General features: G+C 47.7%; 10 protein-coding genes. 8 read left to right on the forward strand and 2 right to left on the reverse strand.

Annotated elements, in window-relative coordinates; all coding sequences use genetic code 11:
• Nucleotides 1–90: 90 nt before the first annotated feature.
• From C6W44_RS02245 to C6W44_RS02265, 5 genes are all read left to right on the forward strand, one after another.
• Nucleotides 91–471 carry a RidA family protein gene (locus C6W44_RS02245; RefSeq protein ID WP_075100471.1) on the forward strand — a complete coding sequence of 127 codons (381 nt, stop codon included), beginning with the start codon at nucleotides 91–93 and terminating at the stop codon, nucleotides 469–471.
• Between the two features lie 483 nt (nucleotides 472–954).
• Nucleotides 955–3,237 (forward strand): primosomal protein N', encoded by a 2,283-nt coding sequence (locus C6W44_RS02250; RefSeq protein WP_105244052.1) that lies wholly within the window; start codon nucleotides 955–957, stop codon nucleotides 3,235–3,237.
• Nucleotides 3,238–3,545: 308 nt separating this feature from the next.
• Nucleotides 3,546–4,727 carry a cation diffusion facilitator family transporter gene (locus C6W44_RS02255; RefSeq protein WP_105244053.1) on the forward strand — a complete coding sequence of 394 codons (1,182 nt, stop codon included), beginning with the start codon at nucleotides 3,546–3,548 and terminating at the stop codon, nucleotides 4,725–4,727.
• A gap of 539 nt (nucleotides 4,728–5,266) precedes the next feature.
• Nucleotides 5,267–5,971, forward strand: a complete 705-nt coding sequence (locus C6W44_RS02260) for a hypothetical protein (protein ID WP_105244054.1) — start codon at nucleotides 5,267–5,269, stop codon at nucleotides 5,969–5,971.
• Between the two features lie 73 nt (nucleotides 5,972–6,044).
• Nucleotides 6,045–7,931, forward strand: coding sequence for a monovalent cation:proton antiporter-2 (CPA2) family protein (locus C6W44_RS02265; protein WP_105244055.1), 1,887 nt, complete (start codon nucleotides 6,045–6,047; stop codon nucleotides 7,929–7,931).
• 83 nt (nucleotides 7,932–8,014) lie between these two features.
• Here C6W44_RS02265 and C6W44_RS02270 read toward each other — a convergent pair whose 3' ends face one another.
• Nucleotides 8,015–8,944, reverse strand: a complete 930-nt coding sequence (locus C6W44_RS02270) for a DUF2628 domain-containing protein (protein ID WP_105244056.1) — start codon at nucleotides 8,942–8,944, stop codon at nucleotides 8,015–8,017.
• A gap of 275 nt (nucleotides 8,945–9,219) precedes the next feature.
• Here C6W44_RS02270 and trmB point away from each other — a divergent pair, with 275 nt between their 5' ends.
• From trmB to C6W44_RS02285, 3 genes are all read left to right on the forward strand, one after another.
• Nucleotides 9,220–10,053, forward strand: a complete 834-nt coding sequence (trmB, locus tag C6W44_RS02275; protein ID WP_105244057.1) for a tRNA (guanosine(46)-N7)-methyltransferase TrmB — start codon at nucleotides 9,220–9,222, stop codon at nucleotides 10,051–10,053.
• Between the two features lie 1,095 nt (nucleotides 10,054–11,148).
• Nucleotides 11,149–12,207 carry a recombinase RecA gene (recA, locus tag C6W44_RS02280; protein WP_105244058.1) on the forward strand — a complete coding sequence of 353 codons (1,059 nt, stop codon included), beginning with the start codon at nucleotides 11,149–11,151 and terminating at the stop codon, nucleotides 12,205–12,207.
• 30 nt (nucleotides 12,208–12,237) lie between these two features.
• Nucleotides 12,238–13,317, forward strand: a complete 1,080-nt coding sequence (locus C6W44_RS02285; protein WP_105244059.1) for a regulatory protein RecX — start codon at nucleotides 12,238–12,240, stop codon at nucleotides 13,315–13,317.
• A 29-nt stretch (nucleotides 13,318–13,346) separates the two neighbouring features.
• On the opposite strand, the gene C6W44_RS02290 is transcribed toward C6W44_RS02285, so the two are convergent.
• Nucleotides 13,347–14,804 carry an anion permease gene (locus C6W44_RS02290; protein WP_105244060.1) on the reverse strand — a complete coding sequence of 486 codons (1,458 nt, stop codon included), beginning with the start codon at nucleotides 14,802–14,804 and terminating at the stop codon, nucleotides 13,347–13,349.
• Nucleotides 14,805–14,968: the final 164 nt, after the last annotated feature.

The following is a 14,968-nucleotide window of genomic DNA, read 5'->3' on the forward strand; positions in this document are numbered from 1 at the left end:
GGCAGCTTGCAGCAAAACAGTACAGGCTGCCACTGTATGCTCAAAACCCAACTGAGAAACTCATCTAACAACAGATAACAAGGATATCCTATGACTCGTCAAACCATCCAAACAGACAAAGCACCTGCCGCCGTTGGCACTTACTCACAAGCCGTTAAAGTTGGCAACACTGTCTATGTCTCAGGTCAGCTGGGTTTTGACCCAGACACCATGGAGCTAAAAGAAGGCTTTGAAGCACAAGCCAAGCAAGTATTTGCCAACCTAAAAGCCGTTTGTGAAGCTGCTGGCGGTAGCTTAAGTGACGTGGTGAAGTTCAACGTTTCTTTGACCGATCTAAGCGACTTTGCCGTGCTCAACGATGTGTTTGCCGCCAACCTAAGCGAGCCATACCCAGCGCGCGCGGCGGTACAAGTCGCCGCGTTGCCAAAGGGCGGCGTGGTTGAGATCGAAGCCATCATGTATATTGAGTAAGCCTACCTCTCAGATCTGTGTTGTAACGATAAGCTTAGCACCCTGCTAAGCTTATTGGTTTTTAGCAGTGAATAGCTGAATAGAGTCTAGGGCGTGTTGAACATTCAACTGTGGCACTGACAGAGACTATTTTTTAGACGATTCGAAGGTAAAAATAGTAAGCTTAGTCGCTCTAAGCGTCTATTTTTACCAATGAAGCGGCAAAAAAGAGTCCTGTTCCTACGGCTGATGCTAAAATTGCGCCATACTGCGTTGCAAATCTAGCTAAGGCATCTGCATTATCGTCGCTTTGCGCCTTGTCTGGAACAATTTTAGCGATCAGCAGTGCCTATTTGTGATTGTTCAACACGCCCTATTAAATATTCAAATATTTTTGGTTAATGGGGCGTTATTTCGACTTTAGTACCTAACGCTGCCTATGCCGACCATGTAAATCATCGTCTGTGGCAATGATATTTCTCTAATAAGACGGCGACACCTTTTATGTTGGTACAAGTTGCTCTACCTGTGCCCCTTTACCGGGTATTTGACTATCGCATGCCAGCAGCTACGCAGGCTACTCCAACTGCTGAGCCTAGCGCGCGTCCAGCAATCGGTAGCCGTGTCGAAGTTCCTTTCGGTCGCCAGACACTTATCGGTATCGTGGTTGCTCATATTGCTGCCGCCGATAGCAGCATACCACTAAATAAGCTCAAATCTATCTATCGATGCTTGGATGACGAGCCTATCTTAAACGCGGCGATGCTAAAGCTTGCTTACTGGCTGGCACGCTACTATCACTATCCACTGGGCGATGTGTTTGGCGTGATCTTGCCGACGCTGGTGCGTCAAGGCAAGCCGCTAGACCTTTTGATCACGCACTGGCGCATACTGCCGAACATCACTGATGACGACTTTCATCCCAATGCCAAAAAACAAAAACAGCAGTTTGATATGCTCAAATTGCACGGCGAGCGCGGTGCCAGCGAAGACGTTTTGTTATTAGAAGGCATGCAGCGGCCTTTTTTAAAAACACTGGAAGAAAAAGGACTCATCGAGCGCTATATCGAGCCAAAACAAGCACCGACGCCTGTCAAACTGGCCAAACTGCCACTTGATCTCAATGACGAGCAACAACAGGCGGTCAGCACCATCATCGCCGCTCACAAAGCTGGCCGTTATACTGGGTTTTTATTAAACGGAATTACTGGTAGCGGTAAGACCGAAGTGTATTTACAAGTCATGCAAGCGGTACTTGAGGCGGGCAAACAGGTTTTGATTTTGGTGCCAGAGATTGGCTTGACACCGCAGACGCGCGCCCGTTTTGCCAGCCGTTTTGCCGCAGATATCGTGCTGCTACACTCTGGCATGAACAACACCCACCGCCTGCAGGGCTGGCAAGACTGCCGTACAGGACACGCCCAAATCATCATTGGTACACGCTCAGCAGTGCTCTATCCTTTTGCCGATTTAGGGTTGATTGTCGTTGACGAGGCACATGATGGCTCGTATAAGCAGCAAGACACCCTGCGCTACCACGCCGCAGATGTCGCTCTTTATCGCGGCGTGCAACACAACATCCCCGTCATCCTCGGTACCGCCACCCCTTCGCTTGAGCATCTAAAACTGGTCGATGATGGCAAACTCATAGAGTGTCAGCTATCGACACGGCCAGGCAATGCCAAACCTGCACCCATGCAGCTTATCGATGCGCGTCTGCAAAGTACGCACCAGCAGACAACGGACGACGGCGCCCGCTACGATACTGGACTGACAGACGCCATGATTGGAGCAATACGGCAAACCCTAGAAGCTGGCGATCAGGTGCTGGTGTTTTTAAATCGGCGCGGCTACGCACCTGTCTTATTGTGCGAAGCTTGCGGCTGGCAAGCAGATTGTCCACGCTGTGATGCGCATTTAACAGTACACTATAGCCGCCAAAACAGCAGTAATGCCTATCTCAAATGCCACCACTGCGACTGGCAAGCTTATATTCCAGCGGTGTGCCCTGACTGCGGCAGTCAAAACTTGGATGCCAAAGGTATAGGCACGACCAGGCTTAGCGAAAATTTGCACGCGATTTTTGCCAATCCGCAAACCAGCAAAGTCCTATACCCTATCATTCAAATCGATCGTGATACCACAAGGCGCAAAGACAGCTGGGAAAATATTTATCAGCGTATCAATCAAGGTGATCCTGCTATCTTGGTTGGCACGCAGATGGTCGCCAAAGGTCATCACTTTCCAAACGTTACCTTGGTGTGCTTGCCCAACGCCGATCGCGGCTTTTTGTCCGCGGATTTTCGCTCGCCTGAGCATACCGCGCAGCTGATGATTCAGGTCGCCGGTCGAGCAGGCCGCGGAGACAAGGCAGGACGCGTGCTGATCCAGACGCTACAGCCTGACAACGCGCTACTACTAAAGCTGGTAAAAGACGGCTACCTGTCATTTGCGCGGGATCTACTACAAGAGCGCAAAATGATGGGACTGCCGCCTCATACCCATGCCGCGCTGATTCGCTGCGAAGGCAAAACCCTAGCCGCCACCATGCAAGCGCTCAAAGATGCCATCGCTATCTTGCCCAGCAACCACAATTTGGCCGTGCTCGGGCCCATCGATGCCCCTATGAGCAAAAAAAACAGCCGCTACCATGCCCAGCTACTCCTCATCGCCAAAGAGCGCGGACAGCTCCACCAAGTACTGAACCACTGGTGGCAACCCGTACTGGCGCTACCCAGCGCTAAATATCTAAAACTGACTTTAGATATCGACCCTGTCGGCTGGTAGGCTGACACCTCAAACCTATCACCGTTTCCTCTTATTATTCTTAGGCTACTAAACGTATAGTCAGTTCAAAATAACGTGGTGATAAATTGAAGAGTGCTACTGGAATGAATGTTGCGCAGCCTCTGTAATAACAGCATGCAAGGAAAATTCATACCAGTAGCACGATGTCATTTTTGCAGTGAATCGACTATAGCTTACTGGCTGCATTTTTACCTCGTCGTTACAGCTTCTAATACTCGACTATGTTAGATTTATCATTAATCCTTGAAGTTATTTACCATAAAGTCTTAATAAATTTGAGTAACGTTATGAGTCAAAAAGATCCTAGTCATAAGCAAAATAAGCATTTGCCTCCAAGTGAGCCTATTGATGTCTATAAAAACAACGATAGTAACTATACTGCTGGCAATCAAGACGCTCATGATCATGACACTCACCTAGAGCAAAACACCGCACCAAGAGATACCAAAGGCTATCAGCGTACGTTACTGATTAGCTTTGTGATCATCACAGGCTATATGTTTATCGAGGCGATTGGTGGCTTACTGACAGGCAGCTTGGCGTTACTCTCTGATGCAGGACACATGCTCAGCGACGCCATCGCCCTTGGTGCGACGTTGATGGCATTTAAAATCGGCGAAAAAGCCGCCACCCATCAAAAGACCTTTGGCTATAAACGCTTTGAGATTATCGTGGCCACCGTCAATGGTGCAACGCTAGTAATTATCGCCTTGATGATTTTTTATGAAGCGATCAAACGTTTTAACTCACCGCCAGAGATTGCGACGCAAGGCATGCTGATTGTGGCAACGGTCGGTATGTTGGTCAATATCTTGGTCGCTTGGCTGATGCATCGTGGTAGTAGCGGCAGCGATGGGCACACCCATAGCCATGGAGCAAATGCAGACAAAGTAAATAAAGAAAAAGCAAATAAAAGCGATGACTCCAAAGAGCCTGTCAACCTCAATATGCAAAGCGCTTACTTGCATGTATTAAGTGATTTGATGGGCTCAGTGGCCGCTATTGTCGCCGCTTTACTGATGATGGGGTTTGGCTGGGTTTGGGCCGATGCCGCAGCGTCGGTGATCGTCGCCATACTTATCTTAGTGAGTGGTTACCGCGTTGTACGTGATTCGGTACATATCTTGATGGAGGGCACGCCAGAAGGCATATCGCTGGTGGATGTCGAGGACAAACTGCTTGCCCATCCACAAGTAAAACAAGTCCACGACCTGCATATTTGGAGCATCACCAGCGGGCTAAATGCGCTATCTTGCCATGTGATGGTCGATGGGGATATGAGAATCTCGGATGCCAGCGTATTGATTGCCAATCTTGAGCAAGGGTTGCTTGCGCTTGGTATTCATCACGCCACCATTCAGGTTGAAAGCTTGTCACACCCGCAGACCAGCGCCCATAGCGATGCATTGGTCTGCGACATATCAGAGCAGCAAAGCTCTGCGAATAACCATATCGGGCACAGTCACTAGTCACTAGGGCGTGTTGAACCTTCAACCATGGCACTGACAGAGACTATTTGTGAATNCAGCGCCCATAGCGATGCATTGGTCTGCGACATATCAGAGCAGCAAAGCTCTGCGAATAACCATATCGGGCACAGTCACTAGTCACTAGGGCGTGTTGAACCTTCAACCATGGCACTGACAGAGACTATTTGTGAATATTCAACACGCCCTAGTTACAAAAGACAGAAAACGGCGTCAATTAACGATGGTATTTAGACAGTGAGCAAATACCATCGCCAGCACGATCCATTCGATGACATGCCCTCCATTCAATCGACAGTCACCTAAATGGGTTAAAAATAGCCCACTCTGCTTATCACTTACCCATTACCGCCAACCCATCTCAACAATTTCTAGCAAAACTTTACTTATCCTATTTAAAAAAAACCTTTTATTGGCGTTTATATGGTTATAATAATTATAAACTGCTATTTACTGATTGATTTGCCATGGCAGATACACTGAGTTGTATTTTTTAACCGATTCCTTGACGATGTGATCTTATGTCTAGACGTTCCGCGCCCTTTGTCGCCCCAGACTATATTGACAACCCAACGTCAAAAGAGGGCAAAAAACACGCCAAAGTTTTGCTATCGACGCTGCAAGACGATATTGCTCAGTTTCGTGACGAGCAGTTTCCACCTGATATCTTGCGTCAGATCCGCGACATGCCCATTTACGAAGGTAACTTAGCCGAGGTACAGGCCTACCAGCAGCGTTGGCAGCCCCTACTTGAGCGCGCGATGGCTTTTTATCCTGCAGCCAACCTACCGCCCGATTATCTGCCACTGCCAGCCAGCCTTGAGATACCGCAGTTTATTTATCATGTGCAGCGCCTGCATCTGACCAAAACCCGAGCCAAAGAATCCAAAAGCTTTGGCTCGGTCGGTGCCCTGATTGATAAATGCGGCGATTATAGTGCCGAGGAGACTGCGCGCATGTCAGCAGTATTTGATAACGATGACGAGGCAAGATTGGTGGCGCATCGTGAGTTTATTGACCTACGTGCTTATGTATTTTGCCGCGATAGTAAGGGTGAGATGATGGAGCCTGAGCGCGTACGCTTTTATCGTACCGGTCTTATCGTCCATGCGTTGCCTGATGTTAAAGTGGTCGATAGCAGACAGACACCGCGTAAGCGCCGTAACGATGCTTACAACAACCCCATCGCCGACAATGGCGTTTGGAAAATTTACCGCAAAAAATAACGCAGGTTTCTGATATTTTTTTGACCACGTTTTTGATTATGTCTTTGACCTTGCCACTATTTGAGGATACCAGATGTTCGCTGCCGCCGCCGGCTCACCAAATTTGATGTTACAAGCTACAATCTTCTTAGGAGCAGCGCTGCTGTTTGTACCCCTTGGTAAACGATTTGGTATCGCGACAGTTTTAGGGTATCTCATTACTGGTTTGATTTTGGGGCCGAGCGGCTTGGATGTGGCAGGTAATGCTGAGAGCTTGCTGCATTTCTCTGAATTTGGCGTGGTCATGCTGCTGTTTATCATTGGCCTTGAGCTACAACCATCGCGGCTTTGGGCACTACGGCGCTCGATCTTTGTCCTCGGTGGTCTGCAAGTTGGCCTCACTGGCATGCTGTTAATGTGGCTTTTGCACCAATTTTTTTCTTTGGCATTAGATACTGCCTTTATCGTCGGTTTTGGCCTTGCGCTCTCCTCCACCGCTTTTGTCTTACAGATACTGACCGAAAAGCAGCAGCTCTCTAGCACTCATGGCCGTGAAGCCTTTACTATATTATTGTTTCAAGACATCGCCGTCATTCCTTTATTGGCGGTCATTCCGTTTTTGTCAGGGGTGCGCGAGCAAAGCTACGACCTGCTGTATTTTGGTAAAGTGTTTGCCGTATTTGCGGGTCTGATTTTTGCCAGCCGTTATGTGGTACGTCCATTTTTTAAGTTTGTGGCCTCCAGTGGTGCCTCTGAGCTGCTCACGGCGGTAGCGCTTTTTATTGTGATAGGCGTGTCGATTTTGATGGGTCAGATTGGTCTATCAATGGCACTGGGCGCGTTTTTGACGGGTGTATTGCTGGCAGACTCTGAATATCGTCACGAGCTCGAAGCCAGTATCGAGCCGTTTAAAGGCTTGCTTTTGGGCTTGTTTTTTATGTCGGTTGGCATGCTCACAGACGTCAAGCTTATCTTAGCGGAGCCTATTTTTATTATTGGCTGCGCCATTGCGCTGATGGTGATTAAGTTTGCCGTGATTACCGCCATCGCCAAAGTCTCAGGCAATCGCTGGCCGACCAGTATTAGGCTGGGCGTGACACTGGCACAAGGTGGTGAATTTGCCTTTGTCCTCTTTAGCGTGGCGAGCGCCCAAAACGTCTTGCGCTCTGAGGTTGCCAACACCTTAAACCTCATCGTCACCATCTCTATGGCGCTCACACCATTGGCGTTTTTATTGCTAGAAAAAATCGGCGAGCCATTATTTGCCAAAAGCAAGCCCAGCCGTGAGTACGATGCGATTCCTGATCATGAGCATCAAGTCATCATTGCAGGGTTTGGCCGTGTCGGGCAGATTATCGGGCGCGTACTGCGCATGCACAATATCGAATTTACCGCCATTGAACGCTCAGCCAACCGTGTCGATTTCGTGCGTAAATTTGGTAACCAAGTCTATTACGGCGACCCAAAAAACCCTGAAATCCTCCGCGCTGCTGGCATCAAAAAAGCACGGGTGTTTATATTGGCGATTGACGATTTGGAGCGCTCTATCACCACCGCCCAGTATTTGCGCAAAAACTATCCCGATATGATCGTCCTAGCACGAGCGCGAGATCGTCAGCATTATTATCGCTTGCGTGAAGTAGGCGTACGTCATATTTGGCGCGAGACTTACCTGTCGTCGTTAGATATGTCGCGCGAGTCGCTACAGCTGCTGGGTATTTCTCCAGAAAAAGCCCGAGAAACGGTGCAGACATTCCGTGATTACGATGATGACTTGATTGAGCGCCAGCAAGCCATTTATGGCGACGAAGCCAGCCTGATTGAGTCGGCGCAGTCAGCCATGGCAGAGCTTGAGAGTCTATTTGATGAAGATATCGATAAAGCGCGCAAGATGGATTTGACTGATTTTTATGAGCCACTAAAGAGTCAAGCAACGCCTATCGATGACCAAGATGCCAGCGCCGCTGATTCCAAACCCTAAAGCATTGTCCTTGACTACTTTGACGACATTGACTGGGATACACGCTCGATAGCACAGCACACCCTTGCTCCGATATCCATGCATCAATCAGCTAGGCAGCTTTTGGGGGCTTGTTTTTTATTGAGTGAGCTGGTGCAAGCCCAATCATCACTATCTGGCAGATGATAAAAAACCAAGGTCTGATCATTGAGGTAGCGCACTGGAAAGCTAACGTTTTGAATGGTCGCAATGATGGCGCAATCGGTATTGGTCACCCCTGGCGCTTGGACGGCGATATGCATGCGCACCTGCTGATCCTCGGTACTAAGCGGCAGATTCACAGGACACTGCCCAGTCTGCTGATAGATCAGCGCCACCCGATTTTGGGCGTTTTTGGCGATATCATAAGTATCAAACAGCACCGCGTTTTCTTTTGGTTTGGCAATGATAGGCAAAAACTGCACTTTAATCACCAATAGTGCAAATGCAAAAAACCCAAAACCAAGCCCCAAACCAAACAAGCTCACGCCGCCTTCTTTTTTTAGGTGCGCCTTTTGCGCCTCCTCATCACGCGGATGGTCATTGATAGCATCCGCAATCTCACGACGCGCCATACGATAATAATAGGCATCCGTCCAACGCGCCACCATAAACGACCAAAACAGCCAAATAGCCGCGGCAATACCGATACGGGTGGCCATCTGATACGCATCAGGGACATAAGACATCGCCACAAACTCAAACGCAACCAAGACCAGCGCCACATTAAGCTGAATAAACGACCAACCCGCCACACTATAGACAATGGCGTCCATATAACGCTTGCGGTATAGCAGCCAAGGAAAGGTGACGAAAAATGCCGCCCAGTGCCATTTGGGCGACAAATACCCTTGCTCATCAAATTCCTCAAAGCGCTTTAGATAATAATGCTGGCTACGATGGCCAATAAACCATTTGTCCAGCTGCTTGCGCTTGGCTGCTGTGAGCTGTTCTTGATAAAACGGTGGTGGCGAATCCGTTTCGATAAATAACATGAGAGTACGCTCTAAGTTTTAAAAAATATCAATCATTATTATATGATAACGCCAACTGCCCTGTATAGAAAACCCGTGTACACCGATTTGACGTCTTTCGATACTTTAATAGCCTTTATCATTGCGATAGTCTTTACTATCGTCTTTGATGTCACATCTATTCTCATCTCCTATAACCGTATAAAACCGCTAAAAACGTATTGCACATTCACAGTCGCAACAATATCACTTATAATGACGCCATCTCACTTACCTAATGAAGCACTGCCCATCTTATGAGTCAACATCCTGATAGTAATGATAATCTCACCAGTACGCCAACCACTGATGAGCAAACCCTAATCGACGTCGACACAGCGAGCGCTGACGTTGATGACAACCAAAGCACGCCTGCCGCGGACAAACACATTCGTATCGTCAACACCTTTATGAAACGACGTACACACATGAACAAAAACGCCGAGCTGGCGTTGACTGCGCCCGAGTTCGCCGATTATTTGGTCAATAACAGCTTTGGCGATGGCGACTTAACAGGCATCCATGACTTGCGCGCGCTATTTGCCGATAGCCCAAATGGCAGTGACGCACCGCTGACCCTAGAGATTGGGTTTGGCTTGGGCGACTCGTTTATCGAGATGGCCGCCGCAGAGCCGGCGCGCAACTTTGTCGGTATCGAAGTCCATGAGCCAGGCATTGGTAAATGCGCCTATATGGCCGGCACCCAAGGCTTGCGTAACGTCAAGATTATCAATGGTGACGCCATCCAACTACTCAAACAGCTACCAGAAAACCATATCGACCGTATTCAGCTGTACTTCCCTGACCCATGGCAAAAAAAGCGCCACTATAAGCGCCGCTTTGTCAGTCCTGAACGCATGGCGATTGTGACACGCAGCCTAACCCAAGGCGGCTGGTTTCATGCCGCCACTGACTGGGAGCATTATGCTTTTTGGATGCTGGATGTACTAGACAACTTTGCTAGCCTCACCAACCAAGCAGGCACAGGTAACTTTATTGACAGACCAGACTTTCGTCCAATGACCAAATTTGAGCGCCGCGGCATCGCGCGTGGTCATGGCGTTTGGGATTTGATTTATAGCAAAGACTAACACCAAACAATTAGAAATCTACTCTTAGATAAAGAGCGATAAAGGCGGCTAACAGATTAGCCGCCTTTTTTATACGCGGCGCTTTGCCAGCGAAGATAATAAAGAGCGCGGCGGAATGTGACCGATACAACGGATAAAACGCCCCTTAACACGGCCGACTAAGTATAAAAAGCTTACCATACTGTCAACTCAGCGCTTCTTGCGACCATTTTGACGGTTTTATTTTTATAAAAATAACTATTTTATAGTGTGAAACGTCGGCAACACAGACTAATTTTTTGAGAAAAATACACACGTGACATCACAAAATCCGCTTTGATCTTTAAGAAGTCATGATAAGCGATTTGCCCAAACATTGATGTTACAAGGGCTTGGTGAGTTCTCCCCATAAGCTGTGGATAACCCTGTGTATAAGTCAGCACTTGACAAGCATTTTCCTAGATATATTAAAGGGTCAGGTAAAATCGTTCATTTTTTGTACAATTTAAAAATATTTCAAAATCAATAACTTACATCGATATAGAGAAGTTAAAAATTTATTTTTCATATTTTTTAGAAAAACCGAAATCAGAGTTGATGTTTCACAATCAGCGAATTTTTACCGAGGATTTATTGTGGACAACTGCAAACCCTATTGACAAACAATACCATTTTCCTATCCAAAATACTCACTAATTTTGCCAATACTTATATAACTCTAAAAATAATATGCATGCGACAACTGATGTCGTTTAGCATACCTGCACCCTTAGTATGCTATCCAGATTTTGTTATAATACCTTTATCCAATCAACCATACACCCCTAACGCTTAGCGAGATGAACAAACGCCTTAATAATGAGAAGGCGCTACTTGTACAAGCAGGTATATCAAACTTTTATTTACTTTTATCCGTCATTAATTTTACTGTATAGTAGAATGATTGCACTCTCGACATCATCGATACGACATCTTATTTGTCTTGCTAGACACTGGCCGTTGCCTAACATTTGGGGAGCCGTCAGTATATATGGCCCATAGCCCTCCTATTACCCGTATTTTATCTATCATCGAATTTATCGTTTTACACTAATGATTGAAGACAAGGAATCCAGTATGGACGACAATAAAGCCAAAGCCCTCAAAGCCGCACTTGGTCAAATCGAAAAACAATTTGGTAAAAATACCATCATGCAACTGGGCGATGACTCTGCAGTCCTCGATGCCGATGTGGTCTCGACAGGCTCGCTAGGATTAGACATCGCGCTTGGTATTGGCGGCTTGCCAAAAGGCCGTATCATTGAGATTTATGGGCCAGAGAGCTCAGGTAAAACCACCATGACGCTACAAGCAATCGCTGAGTGTCAAAAACAAGGCGGTACTTGTGCCTTTATCGATGCCGAGCATGCGCTTGATCCTGTTTATGCGCGTAAGCTTGGGGTCAATACAGATGACCTACTGCTCTCTCAGCCTGATAACGGTGAGCAGGCGCTGGAGATTACCGATATGCTGGTACGCTCGGGGGCGGTCGATATGATCGTGGTCGACTCCGTCGCCGCACTCACGCCGCGCGCTGAGATTGAAGGTGAGATGGGTGACTCACACATGGGTCTACAAGCCCGCTTGATGAGCCAAGCGCTGCGTAAGATCACAGGTAATGCCAAACGCTCCAACTGTATGGTGGTGTTTATTAACCAAATCCGTATGAAAATCGGCGTGATGTTTGGTAGCCCAGAAACCACAACCGGTGGTAATGCGCTGAAATTCTATGCCTCAGTACGTATGGATATTCGCCGTATCGGTTCGGTCAAAAACGGTGATGAAATCATCGGCAACCAAACCCGTGTCAAGGTCATCAAAAATAAAATGGCACCACCCTTCCGCCAAGCTGAGTTTGAAATCACTTATGGCGAAGGCACCAATCACCTAGCAGAGGTCATCGACTTAGGTGTCGAAATTGGCGCTGTGGGTAAAGCAGGCTCTTGGTATAGCTATGGCGATGAAAAAATCGGTCAGGGTAAAGCCAACTCTGTGCTTTTCTTAAAAGAAAACCCTAGTATTGCTCAAGAAATCGAAGATAAGATCCGTGAAGAAAAACTTGGTAGCAAAAAAGGCGCCAAAGACACTGACGCCTCTCAAAAAGATGAAGACCTAGCGCCTGAGCCAGTACAATAACGGCACGCTTATTTATCGTTATGATTGATTATGAACATTAAAACCTTAGCTGAAATACTCGCTGAATCGGACGCCGACTCAGCGAGCGCCCCTACTAGCAAGCCAAAAAAAACCTCTAAAACCTCTAAAACATCTAAAACCTCTAAAACCTCCCAAACACCCAAAGCGCTCAGATCACCTCATGCAGCACGGGTCGATAAAAATACGTCTCAGAAGTCGGCGTCTACAGCCAAACGTAAAAGACGTGAAAAACGCTTTCATCCAGCCGCGAGCTTTAGCCCTGAGCCTAACGACGCACCTGCGTATCAGCCACCAAAGGCGCAAAGTATCAAAGAGATGCTGGCCGAGGTAAAGCATCATATTCATGGTCATTCGGACGATAGCGCCCCTACCATCACCGCTGATAGCGATGCGCGCCTAGAGGGTGTAGATCATTTAGAGAGCACAGAAGGCTCAGCGCCACTGCCTGACCCTATAGCTACCCATAGTCACCGTACAGACGCGCAAGCGGACAACTTACCTGCTGCTCTAAAAGCGTATCTTCGCACCCCTGAGCAAAGGCAAGCTGAGATTGACGCTATCAAGGCAGAGAGTCGCCTGCGCTGGCTGGCTTTTTATTATCTGTCGCGCCGTGAGTATGGTAAAGCAGAGCTAAAGCAAAAACTGCTCGATAAGGAGCAAGACCCAGACAAGATTGATGCCTTACTCGATGAGTTTGAGGAAAAAGGCTATCAAAGTGATTATCGCACCACCCTCATGCTCATCCGTGAAAACATCCGTAAAGGACGGGGGCGCGGCCGTATCAAGCAAGCGTTTTATCAAAAAAAAATAGCCATGCCAGACAACATCGATGAGCTGATCGATATGGCAAATGCAGAGTCTGAGGAGTTTAGCGAATTTGTCGAAGATGGTGATGACAATCTGTTCGAAGGCGTTGACTGGCTAAAGCTAGCGGTGACCGCTCGCACCAAAAAATACGGCAATACCTTGCCCCGTGAGCCAAAAGACAAGGCTCGTCAATTACGGTTTTTGCAGTATAGAGGCTTTAAGAGTGACATCTGCTTTGCCGCCCTTGACTACACGCTTGAGACATTAGATGAGCGATTTTAACCGTGACTCATCTAACACTCAGATACCTATTAATAATAGCCAAGCACTTTCCACCATATCATACCTGCCCCTATCCAAATCACCAGATTGACCACACTCATGATAGCGCCGATGCCCCACCACTCTTTTAAGGTCACATACCCTGAGTTAAAGATGACGGGGGCGGTGCCGGTCGCATAATGAGTGAGGGTCATCATAATGTTGCCCGCTGCTGCCAAAATCAGCGCATATAGCATGGGCGGCGCTCCTAAGCTCAGCCCGACGGCATAAAAGGCGGCAAATAAAGCGGTTATATGCGCAGTCGTACTTGCAAAGAAGTAATGAATGTACAAATACACTAGTGTCAAAATCGCCACGGCACCTACCCAGCCCAGACCCGTCGTACCAATCATCGCCTCGATATTGTCAGAAAACCAGCGAATCAAGCCAAGCTCATTCAGATAAGCGGCCATCATAATCAAAGCACCAAACCAGATGATGGTATCCCAAGCAGATTTTTCTTTGAGAATATCCTCCCACGTTAGCACCCCAGTCAATATCAAAGTCGTCAGACCGATAAAAGCCGTCGTTGTGGCATCGACGCTGTATTGCTCACCCAATAGCAGCGCCGGGATATTGGCCCAGAGTAGTAGCATCAGGCCAAACACACCGAGCATGATTTTTTCTTGGCGGCTGATGCTACCCATGTCTGCCAAATTGTCTTTTGCAAAGCCTTTAGCGTCAGGTGTGACTTTGACATCAGGTGGATAGATCAGATAAATCACCAAGGGCATCACCACCAAGCACAGAATGCCCGGCACAAACATCGCCACCGCCCACGTTGTCCACGACAGCTGAATGTTGCCGCCTGTGGCTTTATTTACCAGGTCTACCACTAAAGGGTTGGGCGCGGTGGCGGTGATAAACATCCCTGAGGTAATCGGATTGGCATGGTAATTGACCATCGCCAGATAGCGACCAATTTTATTTTGCGTGCCTTCCTCTGGCGTTGAATGAAAGCTTTGGGCGATAGATTTCATAATAGGATGAATAATACCGCCACCACGCGCGGTATTCGACGGCGTGATAGGCGCTATCATCAGCTCAGCTGCCGTCAATGAGTACGCGACTCCGATGGTTTTTTTGCCAAAGATAGAAATAAAATAATAAGCAATGCGGCGACCAAGACCGGTTTTGATAAGGCCGCGCGATATCATCACTGCGATACCAATCAACCATATCAGCGGGCTTGAATAGCTAGAGAGCGCATCATTGATGGCTTGTTTTGGGCTGTCACTGGTCACACCCGTCAAAGCCACAAGCGTTACGGCAATGACCGCTATCGCCCCGATGGGTAGCACTTTACCAATAATGGCAACGATGGTGGCAATAAATAAAGCCAGCATGTGCCATGCGTCAGCGGTGACGCCCGTCGGTACAGGAATGACAAACCAGATGATAAGACCTACGACGATGGCAATAGCGGCTTGGATCGGCTTAAACGGCATGCGTCAGTATCCTATTCAGTGGCTGATACCCTCATCTTATAAGATTACCAGCACCGTTGCGCATTTGTTCACCATTTTTAACATATCTATGTAGTATGTATTATTGAAGTCCTCACAATAAAAAAGAGCACGCTATACAAACGTGCTCTTTTGGCCGCTATCAG

Source organism: Psychrobacter sp. Marseille-P5312, from assembly GCF_900291405.1.
Lineage (GTDB): Bacteria > Pseudomonadota > Gammaproteobacteria > Pseudomonadales > Moraxellaceae > Psychrobacter > Psychrobacter celer.